Here is a 17,621-nt window from a genome sequence, read left to right as displayed (position 1 = left end):
CCGGCGGGGCCCGACGGCCCGCCTCACCGTGTCCCGGTCTCCTCGTCCCGGCCCTCACCCCGGCCCTCGTCCTCGCCGGGGGTCAGGGTCGCGCCGCGCAGGCCGGTGAGCGTCAGGGCCAGGGACAGGGCCAGCACGGCGCTCGCCGCCCCGTACACGACGATCGCGGGGCCGGGCGCGAGATAGCGGCCGAGCACGCCCGCCCCGAGCGAGCCGACGGCCTCGCCGCCGGTCTCCTGCGCCGACCACAGGGCGTTCACCCGGCCGAGGTAGCCGTCCGGGGTGTGCGCCTGGATGAGGCCGTAGCGCAGGATCTCCTCGACGGAGGCGACCAGTCCGTACCCGAAGAGGACGGCGACGGCGAGCGCGGGATGCCGGGCCAGCCCGAGGCAGGCGAGCAGCGCGAATCCGCAGACCGACGCGACGAGCAGCGCCCTGCCCGGCGCGCGCGAGCGTCCCGTCCAGCCGCTGGTGACCGCGCCGAGCACCGCGCCGCAGGCCGGTGCCGCGTACAGCAGGCCGACCGTGGCCGGGCCGCCGCCGAGCTGCAGGGTCGCGAACGCGGGCATCAGCACCGGGATGCCGCCCGCCACCATGTACAGCAGGCCGAGCAGCATGAGCGAGCCGACGACGCGGTGCGTGGCCACGAACCGCAGCCCCGAGCCGATCGCCCTCAGCGGGTTCTCGGTGACCTCGGTGACCGGCCTGAGCGCGGGCAGCCTGGTCAGCAGGCCGAGGGTCGCCAGCGTGCCGGCGGCCGCGGCCGCGTAGTTCCAGCCGACCCCGAACGCCGACACGGTCAGCCCGCCGAGCGCGGGGGAGAGCATCGAGCCGAGCCGTACGGTCAGCGCGTTGAGCGCGCCCGCCGCCACCAGCCGGTCGGGCGGCACCAGAGCCGGGGTCGCGGCCAGCAGCGCGGTGACGCTGACACCGGTGGCCAGCCCGTCCCAGGCGGCGAGCACGTAGATCGCCGCCAGCGAGGGGGAGGGCAGGAAGGCGTTCAGCGTCAGCAGCGAGAAGCCGAGCCCGGCGGCGGTCCGCGCGACGAGCATCAACCGGCGCCGGTCGTGCCGGTCGGCCAGCACCCCGCCCCACAGGAAGCCCGCCAGCAGGGCGAAGCCCTCGGCCGAGGAGACCGCGCCGACGTGCACCGTCGAGCCCGTCATCGCGTACACCTGGACCGGGACCGCGACCATGAGCATCCCGATGCCGAAGACCGAGACGGTGCGCGCGACGAACACGTCGCGGAAGGCCCTGCTGGTACGGAGGGGGCTGACGTCCATCGCCAGGCGGCGGAGCATCTTCGGGGTTCTCCTCGTCACGCGAAATGATTAAGGTGAGGCTAACCTTATTTGACCTTTACGAAAGAGGGCAGACGGTGCAGCGGGTCCTTATGAACGGAAAGATCCACCGTGCCACGGTGACACAGGCGGACCTGCACTACGTGGGGTCGCTGACGATCGACGCCGAACTGATGGCCGCCGCCGACATCGCCGAGGGAGAGCAGGTCCACGTCGTCGACATCGACAACGGCGCCCGCCTGGTGACCTACGCCATCACCGGCGAGGCGGGCAGCGGGGTCATCGGCGTCAACGGCGCCGCCGCTCACCTGGTCCACCCCGGACACCTGGTCATCGTCATCACGTACGGCACCTTCGACGAGGCCGAGGCGCGGGCGCACCTGCCCAGGGTGGTCCACGTGGACGCCGGCAACCGGGTCGTCGCGGTCGGCGACGACCCGGCCGCGCCGGTCCCCGGTGAGCCGGCCCAGCTCGCGGGGCGGTGACACGTGGAAGGATTCACGCCCTGGCCGCCGGAGTTCGAGGCGCGCTACGTCGCAGAGGGGTACTGGAGCGACCGGCTCCTCGGTGACGTGCTGCGCGGGGGCGACCCGGAGCGCACCGCGCTGGTCGCCGGGGACGAGCGGCTGACCTACGCCGAGCTGGACCGGCGCGCCGATCGCACCGCCGCCGGTTTCGCGCGGCTCGGCATCCGGCGCGGCGACCGCGTCGTGGTGCAGCTGCCCAACACCTCCTCGTTCATCGTCGTCTTCCTGGCGCTGGTGCGCATCGGCGCCGCTCCGGTGCTGGCCCTGCCCGCGCACCGCAGCAGCGAGATCGGCTACCTGTGCGAGCTGAGCGAGGCCAGGGCGTACGTCATCCCGGACGTGCACGGCGGGTTCGACCACCGCGAGCTGGCCCGCTCGCTCCCCGTCGAGCACGTCGTGGTGGACGGGGACGCCCAGGAGTTCCTCGCGCTGGCGGACCTCGACGCGGATCCCGTCACGGAAGCGGATCCCGTCACGGACGCGGGTCCCGTCACGGAAGCGGATCCTGGTGCGGACGCCGGGGTCGCTTCCGGTGTCGCCTCCGAGGCCGGTCTCACCGCGGGCTCCGGCGGCGCCTCCGTGTCCTGCGAGCGGCCGGACCCGGCCGACGTCGGGGTCTTCCTGCTCTCCGGAGGCACCACCGGCCTTCCCAAGCTCATCCCGCGCACCCACCGCGACTACGTCTACAACCTGGAGGCCAGCGCCGAGGTGTGCGGGTTCACCTCCGAGACCGTCTACCTCGTGGTGCTCCCGGTGGCGCACAACTTCGCGCTGGCCTGCCCGGGGGTGCTCGGCGTGTTCGCCAGGGGCGGCACGGTCGTCCTGGCGCCCTCCGGCTCGCCCGACGAGGCGTTCCCCCTGATCGAGCGGGAGCGGGTCACGATCTGCGCGATGGTGCCGCCGATCGCGCTGCTCTGGCTGGAGGCGGTCTCCTGGTCGACGGAGGACCTGTCCTCGCTCGAACTGCTCCAGGTCGGCGGCGCCAAGTTCGCGGCCGAACGGGCGGCCCAGGTGCCCGACGTGCTGGGCTGCGCGGTGCAGCAGGTGCTGGGCATGGCCGAGGGGCTGCTCAACTACACCCGGCTGGACGACCCCGGGGAACTGGTCGACACCACGCAGGGCAGGCCGCTCTCCCCGGCCGACGAGATCCGGGTGGTCGACTCCGAGGGGGCCGACGTCGCCCCGGGGGAGATCGGCGAGCTGCTCACCCGCGGCCCGTACACGCTGCGCGGCTACTACCGCGCGCCCGAGCACAACGCGCGGTCCTTCACCCCGGACGGCTTCTACCGCACCGGTGACCTGGTACGGCGACTGCCCTCGGGGCACCTCGTCGTGGAGGGCCGGGCCAAGGACCAGATCAACCGCGGCGGTGACAAGATCTCGGCCGAGGAGCTGGAGAACCACCTGCTGGCCCACCCGGCGGTGCACGACGCGGCGGTGGTCGGCATCCCGGACGCGGCGATGGGGGAGCGGACCTGCGCCTTCCTGATCGTCCGGGGGCAGGCGCCGACGCTGCGGGAGATCAAGGCGTTCCTCAGGGAGCGCGGCGTGGCCGCGTACAAGTGGCCCGACCGGGTCCAGCCGGTCGAGGCCTTCCCCCGCACCCCGGTCGGCAAGGTCAGCAAGAAGGACCTCGCCGCGGGCCTGCGCTGAACGCCCTCGCGCGGACGTCCCGCCCGGGACGTCCGCGCGAGGGACGCGACCTCCGGGTAGGAGGACAAAGATGCGACCCCCGATCGGAGACGAAGGCGACCCGCTATTCGGCGGCAGGGGGTGCGATCCGTTCCCGGTCCGGGCGGGCGCGTTCCGGGGGAGGGACCGCGTGCCACCCGGGCGGGAGGTGAACCGCCCGGGTGGCACGGGAACAGGAGTGCTCAGGCACGCACCACGTACGGGGCGATGCTGGAGAGCTTCTCGCAGGTCTCCTCGTACTCCCGCTCGGGTGTCGAGCCGGAGACGATGCCGGCGCCGGCCCGCAGCCAGGCCCGGCCGTTCTCGCTGTAGAGGGCGCGGAGCACCAGGGCGGCGTCCAGCGCCCCGTCCCGCGAGACCGCAACGACGGCGCCCGCGTAGAGCCCGCGGGGCTCCTCCAGCCGGGCGATCGCGTCGAGCGCCTCCGCCTTGGGGATGCCGGAGGCGGTCACCCCGGGGAAGAGCGCGTCGAGGGCGTCCCAGCCGGTGCGGCCGGGGGCCAGCTCGCCGCTGACGCTGGAGCCCAGGTGCTGCACGCTGCCGCGCTCCTTGACGGTCATGAAGCCGGTGACGCGGACCGTGCCGGGCGAGCAGACCCGGTACAGCTCCTCCTGCGAGGCGCGTACCGAGACCGCGTGCTCGAAGATCTCCTTGGGGTCCTCCTGCAGCTCGCGGCGGGTCCGCGAGTCGGCGCTCTCCCCGCGCCCGAAGGCGCGGGTCCCGGCCAGCGGCTGGGTGGTGACGGTGCCGCCCTCGTCGACGCTGACCAGCACCTCGGGGCTGAACCCGGCCGACCGGAAGCCGTCCAGGTCGAACAGGAACGACCTGGCGGGCGTGTTGGCCGCGCGGCCGCACGCGTAGGTCGCGACGACGTCGACGGGGAACGGGACGGGCACCCGGCGGGAGACGATCACCTTCTGGTAGAGCCCGGCCCCGATCTCGGCCACGGCCCGCGCCACCCGCGACCGGTAGCCGTCCCCGCCGGAACGCACGTCGACCGGGGACGGCGTCACGGGCGGTGCCCCTGACAGCGTCCCGGCCGCCGTCTCCGGCACGGTCCCGGACGCCGGCGCGGGCGGTACGGACAGCAGCGCGGCGACCCGCTCCGCCTCGCCCGGGTCCGCGCTCGTCACCAGGACGCGGCCCTCCTCGATCCGTACCTCGGTGCGCGGCACGACCAGGTGGGCGAGCCGGCCCTCGGGGGTGTCCGAGGCGAACTCGAACGCGATCCACCCGTAGGCGTTCCAGTCCCGCGGGGGAGCCGCGTGCAGTGCCGCCTCCAGTGCCGCGGAGGGCCGTCCCGTCCAGGTGTCCTCCTCGGCGGGACCGTCCGCCCACCGGCTGCGCACGACTCCGGCCTCGAGGATCACCTCGCCGGCCACCCCGCCCGCGAAGATCCAGTGATCCGGCCGCTCGTACACCACGTAGTCGGTGAAAAGGCCGGATCCCGCCAGGCGCGTGACCAGCGAAAGCGGGTCGGACGCGCCCTCGACCATTACTTCAGCGCGTATTTCGTCGGTGCTGACACCAAAGGACAAAAGACCCACCCCTCCGCGGGACGAACCACTCGGACTTCCCGTCGATTAGGTAAGCCTAACCTTGTGTGAATTTAAGAGGCAAGGCTAACCTAAGCCAGATGCGGGACAGTGCCCGGCCCCGGACCGAAAGAAAGAGTTGAGCGTGCGGGAACAGCAGGACATTGCACGGCGGCGCGAACTCATGCGACGGATGATGGCCGAGGCGGGACTCGGTCCCGGAAAGGACGGGATCACCCCGCGCGACCCCGCGGAACCGGCACCGCTGTCCTACGCGCAGCAGAGCATGTGGCTGCACCACCGGACGTTCCCCCACAGCCCCGCCTACAACGTCTGCCTGCTCGTGCGCATGACGGGCCCGCTCGACGTGGACGCGCTGCGCGAGGCGCTGCGCGGCCTCGTCCGCCGCCACGCCGTGCTGCGCACCGTCTACGACGAGAGCGACGACCGTGACGAGCGCGACGGGAACGCCGGGGGAGCGGTGCAGCGCGTCCTGCCCCCCGACCCTCCCGGCTCCCCCGGCTTCCTCGACCTGCGGCCGCACGACTGCGACGACGCCGAGGCCCGCGCCGCGCGGCTCGCCGCGCTCCCCTTCGACCTGCGGACCGAGCGGCCGATCCGGCTCGAACTGCTCCGCCTCGGCGCCGGCGAGCACGCGCTGGTCCTGGTCGTGCACCACATCGCCTGGGACGGCATGACCTGGGGGTCGCTCTCCCGGGACCTGTCGGCGCTGTACCGCGCCGCCGTCTCCGGCGAGCCGGACGGCCTCGCCCCGCCGCCGGTGCAGTACGCCGACTACGCCGCCTGGGAGCAGGGCCGCCCGCACGCCGCCGAGGAGCTGGAGTACTGGCGGCGCCGCCTCGACCCGCCCCCGGCCCCCCTGGAGCTGCCCGCCGACCGCCCGCGCGGCGCCGTCGCCTCCGAGCGCGGCGGGCGCCGGGCCCGCCGCTTCGACGACGCCGTCACCGCCGGGACGCGCGCGCTGGCCGCCAGGGAGAACGTCACCCCGTTCATGGTGATGCTGGCCGCGCACGCGGTGCTGCTGCACCGCTACACCGGCGCGACCGACATCGCGATCGGCTCGGCGGTGATGAACCGCGAGCACACCGAGGTCGAGCGGCTGGCCGGCAACTTCGGCAACACCCTGGTGCTCCGCACCGACCTGTCCGGCGCGCCCACCTTCCGCGAGGTCCTGCACCGGGTACGCGAGACCTGCACCGAGGGGTTCGCGCACCGGACGCTGCCGTACGACACGATCGTGCGGGAGCTGCGACCGGCCCGCAGGCGCGGAGGGTCCCCGTTCTTCGACACCATGCTGCTCTTCCTCGCCCAGGAGATCGGCGAGCTGGACCTGCCCGGCGTCACCACGAGCTGGACGCACATCCACAACGGCACCACCCACTTCGACCTGTCGCTGGAGGCCTTCGTCCGGCCCCAGGGCATGACCGTCGAGGCCACCTTCCGGCGCGAGCTCTTCGACGACGAGCGGATCGACGCCCTCCTGGTCCACCTGGAGACGCTGCTGGGCGGCGCGGTGAACGCGCCGGACACGCCCATCTCCGAGCTGGAGCTGCTCGACGCGGCCGAGTCGGCCCTGCTGGAGAAGTGGAACGACACCGCCCGCCCCGTGCCGGACACCACGGTCGTCGCCCTGTTCGAGGAGCAGGTGGCGCGCACCCCGGACGCGGTCGCCGTCGAGGGGGAGACCGGCGCGCTCACCTACGCCGAGCTGGACCGGCGCGCCGGCGACCTCGCGCGCCTGCTGCGCGGGCGCGGCGCCGGGCCCGACCGGGTCGTCGCGCTGGCCCTGCCGCGCACCCCCGACCTGGTGGTCGCCCTGCTGGGCGTGCTCAAGGCGGGCGCCGCCTACCTGCCGCTCGACCTGGACCAACCGGCCGACCGGCTGGCCTACATGATCGAGGACGCGGCCCCCGTCTGCGCGCTCGCGACGGCGGAGACCGCCGCGCTCCTCCCGCCGGGAACCGGCCTGCTCCTTCTCGACGACCCCTCGTCCACCTCCTCCGGCACCGGGTCGGGTGTCCCGGAGGGCGCGCCCGCCGAGGCGCGGCCGGTGCGGGGCGGCGACCTGGCGTACGTCATCTACACCTCCGGCTCGACCGGCAGGCCCAAGGGTGTGGCCGTGCCGCACTCCGCCCTCACCGCCTTCCTGCTCACCATGAGGGAGCGCCTGGCGCTGGGCGCCGGGGACCGGCTGGTCGCGGTCACCACGATCGCCTTCGACATCGCCGCGCTGGAGCTGTATGTCCCCCTGATCAGCGGCGCGACCGTGGTGCCCGCCGGGCGCGCGACCGTGCGCGACCCGGCGGCGCTGGGCCGGTTGCTGGCCGGGGCGACCGTCGTCCAGGGCACCCCCTCGCTGCTGGGGTCGCTGGAACCGTCCGCGCTGGCCGGGCTGCGGGTCCTCGTCGGCGGCGAGGCCCTGCCGCCCGCGCTCGCCGGCACCCTGCACGCCGTCGCGGCCTCGGCCGTCAACCTGTACGGGCCGACCGAGGCGACGGTCTGGGCGACCTCCGCCGAGCTGCCGTCGGACGGCATCGGCCACCCGTTCCCCAACACCCGCGCCCACGTCCTGGACGCCGCGCTGCGCCCGGTGCCGGTCGGCGTGCCCGGCGAGCTCTACCTCGCGGGCGTCCAGCTCGCCCGGGGCTACGCGGGCCGTCCCGCGCTGACCGCCGAGCGTTTCGTCGCCGACCCCTCCGGCCCGCCCGGCGAGCGCATGTACCGCACCGGCGACCTGGCCCGCCGCTCCCGCGACGGCTCCCTGGAGTTCCTCGGACGCGCCGACGACCAGGTGAAGATCCGCGGGTTCCGGATCGAGCCCGCCGAGGTGCAGGCGGTGCTCGCCGCCCACCCGGGCGTCGCGCGGGCCGCCGTCGTGGTCCGCGAGGACACCCCCGGCGACCGGCGGCTCGTCGCCTACGTCGTGCCGCGTCCGGGCCTGGACGACGGCCTGGTCGAGGCCGGCCTGCGGGCCGCCGCGGCCGGGGCGCTGCCCGAGTACATGCTGCCCGCCGCGACCGTCCTGCTGGACGCGCTGCCGCGTACCGTCAACGGCAAGCTCGACCGGGCCGCGCTGCCCGCCCCCGAGGTCCGCGTCTCCGGCCGGGAGCCGCGCGACGGGCGCGAGGCGGCGCTGCGCGAGGTCTTCGCCGAGACGCTCGGGCTGGACACGGTGGGCATCGACGACGACTTCTTCGCGCTGGGCGGCCACTCCCTGCTCGCCACCCGCCTGGCCGCACGGGTGCGCGCCGCGATGGGCGCCGAGCTCACCATCGCCGACGTCTTCGAGGCGCCCACGGTCGCCACCCTCGCCCCCCGCCTGACACGTGGCGCCGGGCCCCGGGTCCGCGACGTCGTCCGCCCCGCCGTCGTCCCCGCCTCACCCGCCCAGCGCGGCCTGTGGTTCGAGGAACGCCTGCGCGGCCCCTCGTCCGCCGACGCGCTCCCGCTCGGCCTGCGCCTGCGCGGCCACGTCGACGCCGACGCGCTGCGCGCCGCCCTCGCCGACGTGGTGGGCCGCCACGAGGCGCTGCGCACCCTGCTCGTCGAGGGCGAGGACGGGCTGCCGGTGCAGCGGATCCTCACCGACGTCGAGGTCGCCCTCGACGTGGTGGACGCGCGCGGCCGGTCGGAGGAGTGGCTGCGCGAGGCCGAGAGGCGGGCCACCTCGCACGTCCTCGACCTCGCCTCGGACCTGCCGATCCGCGCGACCCTGCTGCGCGTCTCCGCCGAGGAGTCCACGCTGGTGGTGCTCCAGCACCACGCCGCCGCCGACGAGTGGTCGTTCACGCCGCTGCTCGCCGACCTGTCGCACGCCTACACCGCCCGCGCCCTTGGCGCCGCGCCCGGCTGGACGCCCCTGCCGGTGCAGTACGCCGACTACGCCGTCTGGTGCGGCCAGGCACCCGACCCGGCCGACCGGCTCGCCTTCTGGGAGCGGACGCTGCGCGGGCTGCCCGAGGAGAGCGCGCCGCCGCCCGACCGGCCCCGACCGGCCGAGGCGAGCCACCGAGGCGGCCTCGCCGCGTTCCGGCTGCCGCTGGACGGGGTACGGCGGCTGGCCCGCAGGACCGGCACCAGCGTGTTCATGGTCCTGCACGCCGCCGTGGCCGCGCTGCTGCACCGGTCCGGCGCCGGTGACGACGTGGCGCTCGGCACGCCCGTCGCGGGCCGTGCCGACGCCGACCTCTCCGACCTGGTCGGCGTGTTCGTCAACCTCGTGGTGCTGCGCACCGACGTCTCCGGCGACCCGGCCTTCACCGAGCTGCTGGAGCGGGTCCGCCGGGCCGACCTGGCCGCGTTCTCCCACTCCGACGTGCCGTTCGAGCGGGTCGTGGAGCGGCTGGCGCCGGAGCGGTCGCTCGCCCGCAGCCCGCTGTTCCAGGTGATGATCGTCCACCAGCGGCTGGAGGACGTGCGGCTCCGGCTGCCGGGCGTGCGGGCCGAGCCGTTCCTGCCGGAGACCGGCGGCGTCAAGTTCGACCTGGACGTCTACTTCTCCGAGGGCGAGGAGCTCATCGAGGGGTTCGTGGCCTACGCCACAGACCTCTACGACGCGGAGACCGTCACCGGCCTGCTCGACGACCTCGCCGAGCTGCTGGAGCGGGCCGTCGAGGACCCGTCGCGGCGGCTGTCGGCGCTCGGCGACCCGTCCGCCCGGCGCGCCCGCGCGCTCCCCGAGGCCGGGACGGCCGGCCTCACCGTGGCCGAGATGGTCGAGGCCCAGGTGGCGCGGACGCCGCACGCCCGCGCGGTCGTCTCCGCCGACGGCGGCACCGTGCTCGACTACGCCGAGCTGGACGAGCGCGCCGAGGCCCTCGCCGACCGGCTCGCCGCGGCGGGTGCCGGGCCGGAGCGGATCGTCGCGATCGCGCTGCCCCGCTCCGCCGAGTTCGTGGTCGCGGTGCTCGCCGTGCTCAAGACGGGCGCGGCCTACCTGCCGATCGACACGACCTACCCGCGCTCCCGGATCGACCTGATGCTCGGCGCGGCCCGTCCCCTGCTGGTCCTGGGCGCAGGCGAGGCGCCGCTCCCGGACGCGCCGCCCCGCGCCCGGACCCGGCCGCTGCCGGACCACCCCGCGTACGTGATCTTCACGTCGGGGTCCACCGGGACGCCCAAGGCCGTCGCCGGGACCCAGCGGGCCCTGGCGAACCGCCTGGCCTGGGGTGCCGGTCTCGCCCCGGTCGGCGTGCGGGTCGCCAAGAGCTCACCGGCCTTCATCGACGGCAGCACCGAACTGCTCGGCGGCCTCGTCGTCGGTGACACCGTCGTCGTCGCCGACGACGAGACCGCCGTCGACGCGCTCGCCCTGGCCGATCTGATCCGCCGGCACGGGGTGAACCTGGTGACGGTCGTGCCGGGCCTGCTGGCCGCGCTCCTGCAGGCCGGCGAGACCGGCGAGGCCGGGGGGAGCGGGGCGCTGGACTCGGTGACCACCTGGGTCAGCAGCGGCGAGGCCCTGCCCGCCGCGCTGGCCGCACGGATCCCGGCCCGGCTGGTCAACCTGTACGGCTGCTCCGAGGCGGCCGGCGACAGCCTGATCGCGGAGGGCGACGGGGGACTGGTCCCGATCGCCGGCACCGAGGCGTACGTGCTGGACGCCGGGCTCCGCGAGGCGGCCGTCGGCGAGCTCTACCTGGCCGGCGACGGCCTGGCGCGCGGCTACCTGGGCGACCCGGCCCGTACCGCCGAGCGGTTCGTCGCCGACCCCTTCGGCCCGCCTGGCTCGCGCCTCTACCGCACCGGCGACCGGGTACGCCGCCGCCGCGACGGATCCCTGGACTTCCTGGGCCGCGCCGACGACCAGATCAAGATCCGTGGATTCCGCGTCGAACCCGGGGAGGTCGAGGCGGTGCTGTCGGCCAGGCCCGGGGTGCGGCGGGCGGCGGTGGCGCTCCGCTCGGGCCCGCGCCTGGTCGGCTACGTCGAGACCGACCCCGGCACCGACCTCGACGTCCTGCACGCCGGGCTCGGCGAGATCCTGCCGGGCCACCTCGTCCCGGCCCTGCTCGTCGGCCTGGACCGGCTGCCGCTGACCCCCAACGGCAAGCTCGACCGGCGGGCACTGCCCGAGCCCGCCGCCCGCGCGGGACGGGCCCCGGAGACCGGCGCCGAGCGCGCCCTGGCCCGGCTGGTCGCCGAGACCGTCGGGCGCGACGGCGTCGACGCCGACGACGACTTCTTCCGCACCGGCGGCGACAGCATCAGCGCCGCCCTGCTGGTGGGGCGGGCCCGCCGCGCGGGCTTCTCCTTCACGGTCCGCGACGTGTTCCGGCTGCGCACCGTCGAGGCCCTGGCCCGGATCCCCGCCGCCGGGACCGCACCGCCCGTGCTCGCGCCGGACGCCTCCACCCCGGACGCATCCACCCCGGACGCATCCACCCCGGACGCATCCACCTCGGACGCATCCACGCCCGACGCGCTCGTGCCGGGCGCTCCCGCCGGGAATGCCCCTGCCGGGGACGCCTCCGGAGGGAGCGGCTCCGCCGTGGCGCGGGCCGAGCTGCCGCTCTCCCCGCTGCAGGAGGGCCTGCTCTTCCACCTGATGCTGGCCGGCGAGGACCGCGACATCTACGTCCAGCAGGCCGTGGTGACCCTGACCGGCCCGGTCGAGGCCGACCGGATGGCCGAGGCCGCGCGCCAGGTCCTGCTGAGGTTCCCCAACCTGCGCGCCGGGTTCCGCACCGACGGCGGCCGTACCGTGCAGTTCGTCCCCGACCGCTTCGAGGTCGACTGGACCTACGCCGAGCTAGACCGGACCGACGGCACCGACGGCACCGACGGCACCGACGGCACCGACGGGAGCGGCGGCACCGACGGCACCGACGGCACCGGCGGCACCGGCGGCGCCGATGACCTGGAGGCGTTCGTCGAGGCCCAGCGCGCCCGGCCGTTCGTCCCCGACTCCCCGCCGCTGATCCGCTTCGCCCTGGCGAGGGTCGGACCGGAGGACTTCCGGCTGGTGCTCACCTCCGAGCTGATCCTGCTGGACGGCTGGTCGGGCGGCCTGCTGGTCACCTCGCTGCTGGAGTTCTACACCGACGCCGACGCCGAGCGGGCCCGCCCGGCCGTCCCCTTCCACGCCTACCTCGACTGGGTGAACGCCCAGGACCGGCAGGCCGCGCTCAAGGCGTGGGCCAGGAGCCTCGACGGGCTCGACGAGCCGACCCTGCTGCGGCCCGAACTGGCCGGCCGCCCCGCCGACCTCGCGGGTGCCGGGGAGATCCACCGGCCGCTGCCCGGCGACCTCGCCGCCCGCCTCGCCGGACTGGCCCGCGCGTCCGGCCTCACCCTCGCCGCCCTGTACGAGAGCGCCTGGGGACTGCTCCTCGCGGGCCTGACCGGCCGCGACGACGTGGTCTTCGGCGTCTCGGTCTCCGGCCGCCACCCCGACGTCGACGGGGTGGAGTCCATCGTCGGCCTGCTGTTCAACACCGTCCCGGTCCGGGTGCGGGCCTCGGCGGCCGACCCGCTCCGTACCGTCCTGGAGCGGGTGCAGACCTTCCAGTCGGAGCTGTTCGACCACTCCTACGTCGCGCTGGCCGACGTGCAGCGCGAGACCGGCCTCGGCACCCTGTTCGACACCCTCTTCGTGTTCCAGAACTTCCCCGGCATGCCCACCGGGCGCGGGTTCGGCCCCGGCGGCGACGTCCGGGTGACCGGCCGCGAGGTCCGCGACGCGACGCACTACCCGGTCACCATGGTCGTCGAGCCCGGCGCGGGCCTGCGCGTCATGTACCGGGGCGACGCCTTCACCGAGGCCGAGGCCGCGCGCCTCACCGACCGCTACGTGCGCGTGCTGGAGGCCGTCGCCGCCGACCCGGCCATGCCCTGCCACCGGCTCGACCTGCTGCTGCCCGGCGAGCACGACCGGCTGCGCCGCGACTGGGCGGAGGCCGAGCGGTTCGTGCCCGAGCTCACCATCGCCGAGCTGCTCGCCGAGCAGGCCGCGCGCACCCCCGACGAGCTCGCCCTGGTCTCCCAGCCCGACACCCGGCTCACCTACGCCGAGCTGGACGCCGCCGCCAACCGCCTGGCCCGGCTGCTCCTCGCGCACGGTGCCGGTCCCGAACGGGTCGTGGCCCTCGCGCTGCCCCGGTCGGCGGAGATGGTCGTCGCGCTCTTCGCGGTGCTCAGGACCGGTGCCGCCTACCTGCCGCTGGAGCTGGACTACCCGGCCGACCGGCTGGACTTCATGCTGGCCGACGCCGCCCCGGTCTGCCTGGTCTCGCACCGGGCCGTCGCCGCCGGGCTGACCTGCCCGGGGGAGACGATCGCGCTCGACGACCCGGCGGTCCGCGAGCGCCTGGAGCACCTGCCCGGCACCGCGCCCACCGGCGAGGAGCTGCCCGGCTTCGGCAGGGACGTCCCCGGACGGCTGGAGCACCCCGCGTACGTGATCTACACCTCCGGGTCGACCGGGCGGCCCAAGGGCGTGGTCACCCCCTACCGGGGCCTGACCAACATGCAGTTCAACCACCGGGCCAACATCTTCGACCCGGTGGTGGCCTCGGCCGGGCGGCGGCTGCGGATCGCGCACACCGTGTCGTTCTCCTTCGACATGTCGTGGGAGGAGCTGCTCTGGCTCATCGAGGGCCACGAGGTGCACGTCTGCGACGAGGACCTGCGGCGCGACGCCGAGGCGCTGACCGAGTACCTGCGGCGCCACCGCGTCGACGTGATCAACGTGACGCCCACCTACGCGCAGCAGCTCCTGGAGGAGGGCCTGCTGGAGGGCGAGCACCGGCCGCCGCTGGTGCTGCTGGGCGGCGAGGCCGTCCCCGCGGCCGTGTGGGACCGGCTCGCGAGCGCCGAGGGCACACTCGGCTACAACCTCTACGGGCCGACCGAGTACACCATCAACACCCTCGGCGGCGGCACCGGCGACAGCGCCACCCCCACCGTCGGCAGGCCCATCTGGAACACCCGCGGCTACGTGCTCGACGCCTGGCTGCGGCCGGTCCCGCCGGGCGCGCCCGGCGAGCTGTACATCACCGGCGCCGGACTGGCCCGCGGCTACCTCGACCGGCCGGGACTGACCGCCGAACGGTTCGTGGCCGACCCGTTCCAGGCGGGGGAGCGGATGTACCGCACCGGCGACCTGGTGCGGGTCCGCGAGGACGGCAACATCGACTTCCTGGGCCGTACCGACGAGCAGGTGAAGCTCCGCGGCTACCGGGTCGAGCTGGAGGAGGTCGAGACCGCGCTGGCGGCCGAGCCGGGCGTCGGGCAGGCCGCGGTCGTCGCGGCGAGCACCGACGTGCCCGGGGTCAAACGCCTCATCGGCTACGTGGTGCCCGACGGCGCCGCGCGGCCCGAGGCCGAGGCCGAGCACCTGGCGGAGTGGCGGCAGATCTACGACGCCGAGTACACCGAGATCGGCACGGCCGTGCACGCCGAGGACTTCGCGGGCTGGGACAGCAGCTACGACGGGCTGCCCATCCCGCTGGAGCACATGCGCGAGTGGCGCGCGTCCACCGTGGCCAGGATCGCCGCGCTGCGGCCCCGCCGGGTGCTGGAGATCGGCGTCGGCACCGGCCTGCTGCTGTCGCGGCTCGCCGGCGACTGCGAGGAGTACTGGGGCACCGACTTCGCCGCCCCCGTCATCGCCAAGCTCCAGGCCGACCTCGGCCCGGACTCGCCGGTACGGCTGAGCTGCCGGCCCGCGCACGACACCTCCGGCCTGCCCGCCGGGCACTTCGACGTCGTCGTCGTCAACTCGGTCGTGCAGTACTTCCCGAGCGCCGGCTACCTCGCCGAGGTGATCGGCGCCGCGATGGGCCTGCTCGTCCCCGGGGGTGCGCTGTTCGTCGGCGACGTCCGCGACCTGCGGTCGGTGCGCTGCCTGCACGCGGCGATCAGACTGGGCCGCCTCGGCGACGGCGCTTCCAGCGGTGCCACGGGTAACGGCGCTTCGGGTGACGGCGGCGGGACCGGGGACGACGGCGATCCCCGGGCGGTCATCGCCGCGATCGGCCGCGCCGTCCGGATGGAGAAGGAACTCCTGCTCGACCCCGCGTTCTTCACCGCCCTCGGCGTGGCCGCGCGGGTGGAGGTCCGCGCCAAGCGCGGCACGCACCACAACGAGCTCAGCAGGCACCGCTACGACGTGACGCTGTGGAAGGCGCCCGTCACGCCGCCCGCCGTACCGCCGGAGGAGACCCCGGTCGTGGACTGGGCCGGGCCGGGCACCCTGCCGGCGGGCGGCCCGGCGGGGCCGCTGCGGGTGCGGGGCATCCCCGACCCGCGCCTGTCCGGCGAGCTCGCCGCGCTGCGCGCCCTGGAGGGCGGCGCCTCCCCGGCGCGGGCGCGCGCGCTGCTGGGCGAACCCCCGAGCGGGGTGGACCCCGAGTCGCTGTACGCCCTCGACCCCGGCGTGGTCATCACCCCCTCGGCCGAGATCGGCTACTACGACGCCGTCTTCGGCGGCGGGGCCGCGCACCCCCCGGCCGGCCCCGGACGCGCGCCCGCCTCGTACGCGAACGACCCGGCCGCGGCCCGCGACCACGGGGCGCTCGCCGCCCGGGTGCGCGAGGGACTCAGGCGCAGGCTGCCCGGCTACATGGTGCCGGCCGCGATCGTGACGCTGGACGCGCTGCCGCTGACCGTCAACGGCAAACTGGACCGCAGGGCCCTGCCCGCCCCCGACCGGCACGGCCCGCGCGGGAGCGGGCGGGCCGCGAGGACCGCCGTGGAGCACCTGCTGTGCACGCTGTTCGGCGAGGTGCTCGACGTCTCCGGCGTCGGCGTCGACGACGACTTCTTCGAGCTGGGCGGCCACTCGCTGCTGGCGACCCGGCTGGTCGGCCGGGTCCGCGCGGTGCTGCGCACCGAGCTCGCCATCCGCGACCTGTTCGAGGCGCCCACCGTCGCCGACCTGGCCGGGCGGCTGCACGAGCGGGCCGGGACCCCGCTGCGGCCCCCGCTGGTGCCCGCCGAGCGGCCCGAGCGCGTCCCGCTGTCGTACGCCCAGCGCCGCCTGTGGCTGCTCGACCAGATGCTGCGCGAGGACGAGGGGCCGCGCGAGGCCTACCACCTGCCGCTCGCCGTGCACCTGAGCGGGAAGCCGGACGTGGCCGCGCTGCGGGCCGCGATCGGCGACGTGACCGCCAGGCACGAGAGCCTGCGGACCGTCTTCGCCGAGCACGAGGGCGTGCCCTACCAGCGCGTCCTGTCCCCCGAGGAGGCGCGGCCGGAGCTGGAGATCACCACCGCCACGCCCGAGGAGGTCATCGCCCGCCCGTTCGACCTCGCCACGGGCGTCCCGCTGCGGGTCGCGCTCATCCCGGAGGGCGAGGACGAGCACCTGCTGCTGGCGGTCTTCCACCACATCGCGTTCGACGAGTGGTCCTTCGGGCCGTTCGCCAGGGACGTGGCCCGCGCCTACGCCGCCCGGCTGGAGGGTGCCGCGCCCGCCGGGGAGGCGCCCGCCGTGCAGTACGCCGACTACACGCTCTGGCAGCGCGAGCTGCTCGGTGACCCCGCCGACCCGGGCAGCGTGCACGCCCGCCAGCTCGCCTACTGGGCACGCACCCTGTCCGGCATGCCGCACGAGATCCCGCTGCCGGTGGACCGGCCCCGGCCCGCCACCGTCGGCCAGCGCGGCGGGACCGCGACCAGGCGGCTGCCCGCGGCGCTGACCGGGCGGCTGCGCGAGCTCGCCCGTACGGCGCGGGCCAGCATGTTCATGGTCTGCCAGAGCGCGGTGGCCGCGCTGCTGCACCGCACGGGCGCGGGGGAGGACATCCCGCTGGGCAGCCCGGTCGCGGGCCGCACCGACGAGGCCACCGGTGACCTGGTCGGCTTCTTCGTCAACACGCTCGTGCTGCGCGCCGACACCTCCGGCGACCCCACCTTCGCCGAGCTGCTCGCCCGCGTCCGCGACACCGACCTGGCGGGTCTCGCCAACCAGGACCTGCCGTTCGAGGCGCTGGTGGAGGCGTTGCGCCCGCCGCGCGTGCCCGGCCGCAACCCGCTCTTCCAGGTGATGGTCGGCTACGAGAACCAGGCGACGGGCGAGGTGGACCTCCCCGGGCTGCGGCAGCGGGAGGCGCTGTTCAGCCCGCCGGCGGCCAAGTTCGACCTGGACTTCATCTTCCGGGAGAGGGGGGAGGAGCTCCACCTCGTCGTCGACTACTCGGCCGACCTGTTCGACCCGTCCACGGTGGACACCATGATCGGGGCCCTCCTGGACGTGCTGGAGCGCGTCGCCGCGGAACCCGGGACGCGCCTGGGCGAGCTGCCCGCGGGACTGGAGGCCCGTACCGTCACCGCCGCCGCCGGTGGAACGGCGTCCCGGCGCGACGACGACCTCACCGCGCGCCTGTGCGCGGTGTTCGCCGAGGTCCTGGAGGTGGACGCGGTCGGGCCGCACGACAACTTCTTCGACCTGGGCGGGCACTCGCTGCTGGCCATGGGGCTCGTCCGCAGGATCCGGCGTGAGCCGGGGTGCGCCGGGGTGCGGATCGCGACGCTGATGACGGCCCAGAGCGTGGCCGAACTCGTGGATCGCCTGTGACGAACCGCTTCCCAGAGAGGGCAAA

Annotated in this window: 5 protein-coding genes; 3 read left to right on the top strand and 2 right to left on the bottom strand. The window is 75.3% G+C overall.

Features of this window, described 5'->3' with window-relative positions; all coding sequences use genetic code 11:
- Nucleotides 1-23 precede the first annotated feature (23 nt).
- Nucleotides 24-1,322, bottom strand: a complete 1,299-nt coding sequence (gene entS / locus ACLQ2R_RS26355; RefSeq protein ID WP_425963288.1) for an enterobactin transporter EntS — start codon at nucleotides 1,320-1,322, stop codon at nucleotides 24-26.
- A gap of 56 nt (nucleotides 1,323-1,378) precedes the next feature.
- Between entS and panD the strand changes: the two genes are divergently transcribed.
- Both panD and ACLQ2R_RS26345 read left to right on the top strand, forming a co-directional pair.
- Nucleotides 1,379-1,786: an aspartate 1-decarboxylase gene (gene panD / locus ACLQ2R_RS26350; protein ID WP_425963287.1), complete on the top strand. Its 408-nt coding sequence runs from the start codon at nucleotides 1,379-1,381 to the stop codon at nucleotides 1,784-1,786.
- A 3-nt stretch (nucleotides 1,787-1,789) separates the two neighbouring features.
- A complete protein-coding gene (locus ACLQ2R_RS26345) occupies nucleotides 1,790-3,481 on the top strand; it encodes a (2,3-dihydroxybenzoyl)adenylate synthase (RefSeq protein ID WP_425963286.1) in 1,692 nt (563 codons plus the stop codon).
- A gap of 221 nt (nucleotides 3,482-3,702) precedes the next feature.
- On the opposite strand, the gene ACLQ2R_RS26340 is transcribed toward ACLQ2R_RS26345, so the two are convergent.
- Nucleotides 3,703-5,016 carry a salicylate synthase gene (locus ACLQ2R_RS26340; protein WP_425963285.1) on the bottom strand — a complete coding sequence of 438 codons (1,314 nt, stop codon included), beginning with the start codon at nucleotides 5,014-5,016 and terminating at the stop codon, nucleotides 3,703-3,705.
- Nucleotides 5,017-5,200: 184 nt separating this feature from the next.
- Here ACLQ2R_RS26340 and ACLQ2R_RS26335 point away from each other — a divergent pair, with 184 nt between their 5' ends.
- Complete coding sequence (locus ACLQ2R_RS26335; protein WP_425963284.1) at nucleotides 5,201-17,596, top strand: amino acid adenylation domain-containing protein; 12,396 nt, start codon at nucleotides 5,201-5,203, stop codon at nucleotides 17,594-17,596.
- Nucleotides 17,597-17,621 lie beyond the last annotated feature (25 nt).

This window comes from Streptosporangium sp. DT93, assembly GCF_049844535.1.
Classification (GTDB): Bacteria; Actinomycetota; Actinomycetes; order Streptosporangiales; family Streptosporangiaceae; genus Streptosporangium.
This window is presented reverse-complemented; position numbering and strand designations above follow the sequence as displayed.

Excerpts from the sequence above, each read along its gene's own strand:
- ACLQ2R_RS26340 (WP_425963285.1), bottom strand. The coding sequence starts at position 5,016 with ATGGTCGAGGGCGCGTCCGACCCGCTTTCGCTGGTCACGCGCCTGGCG.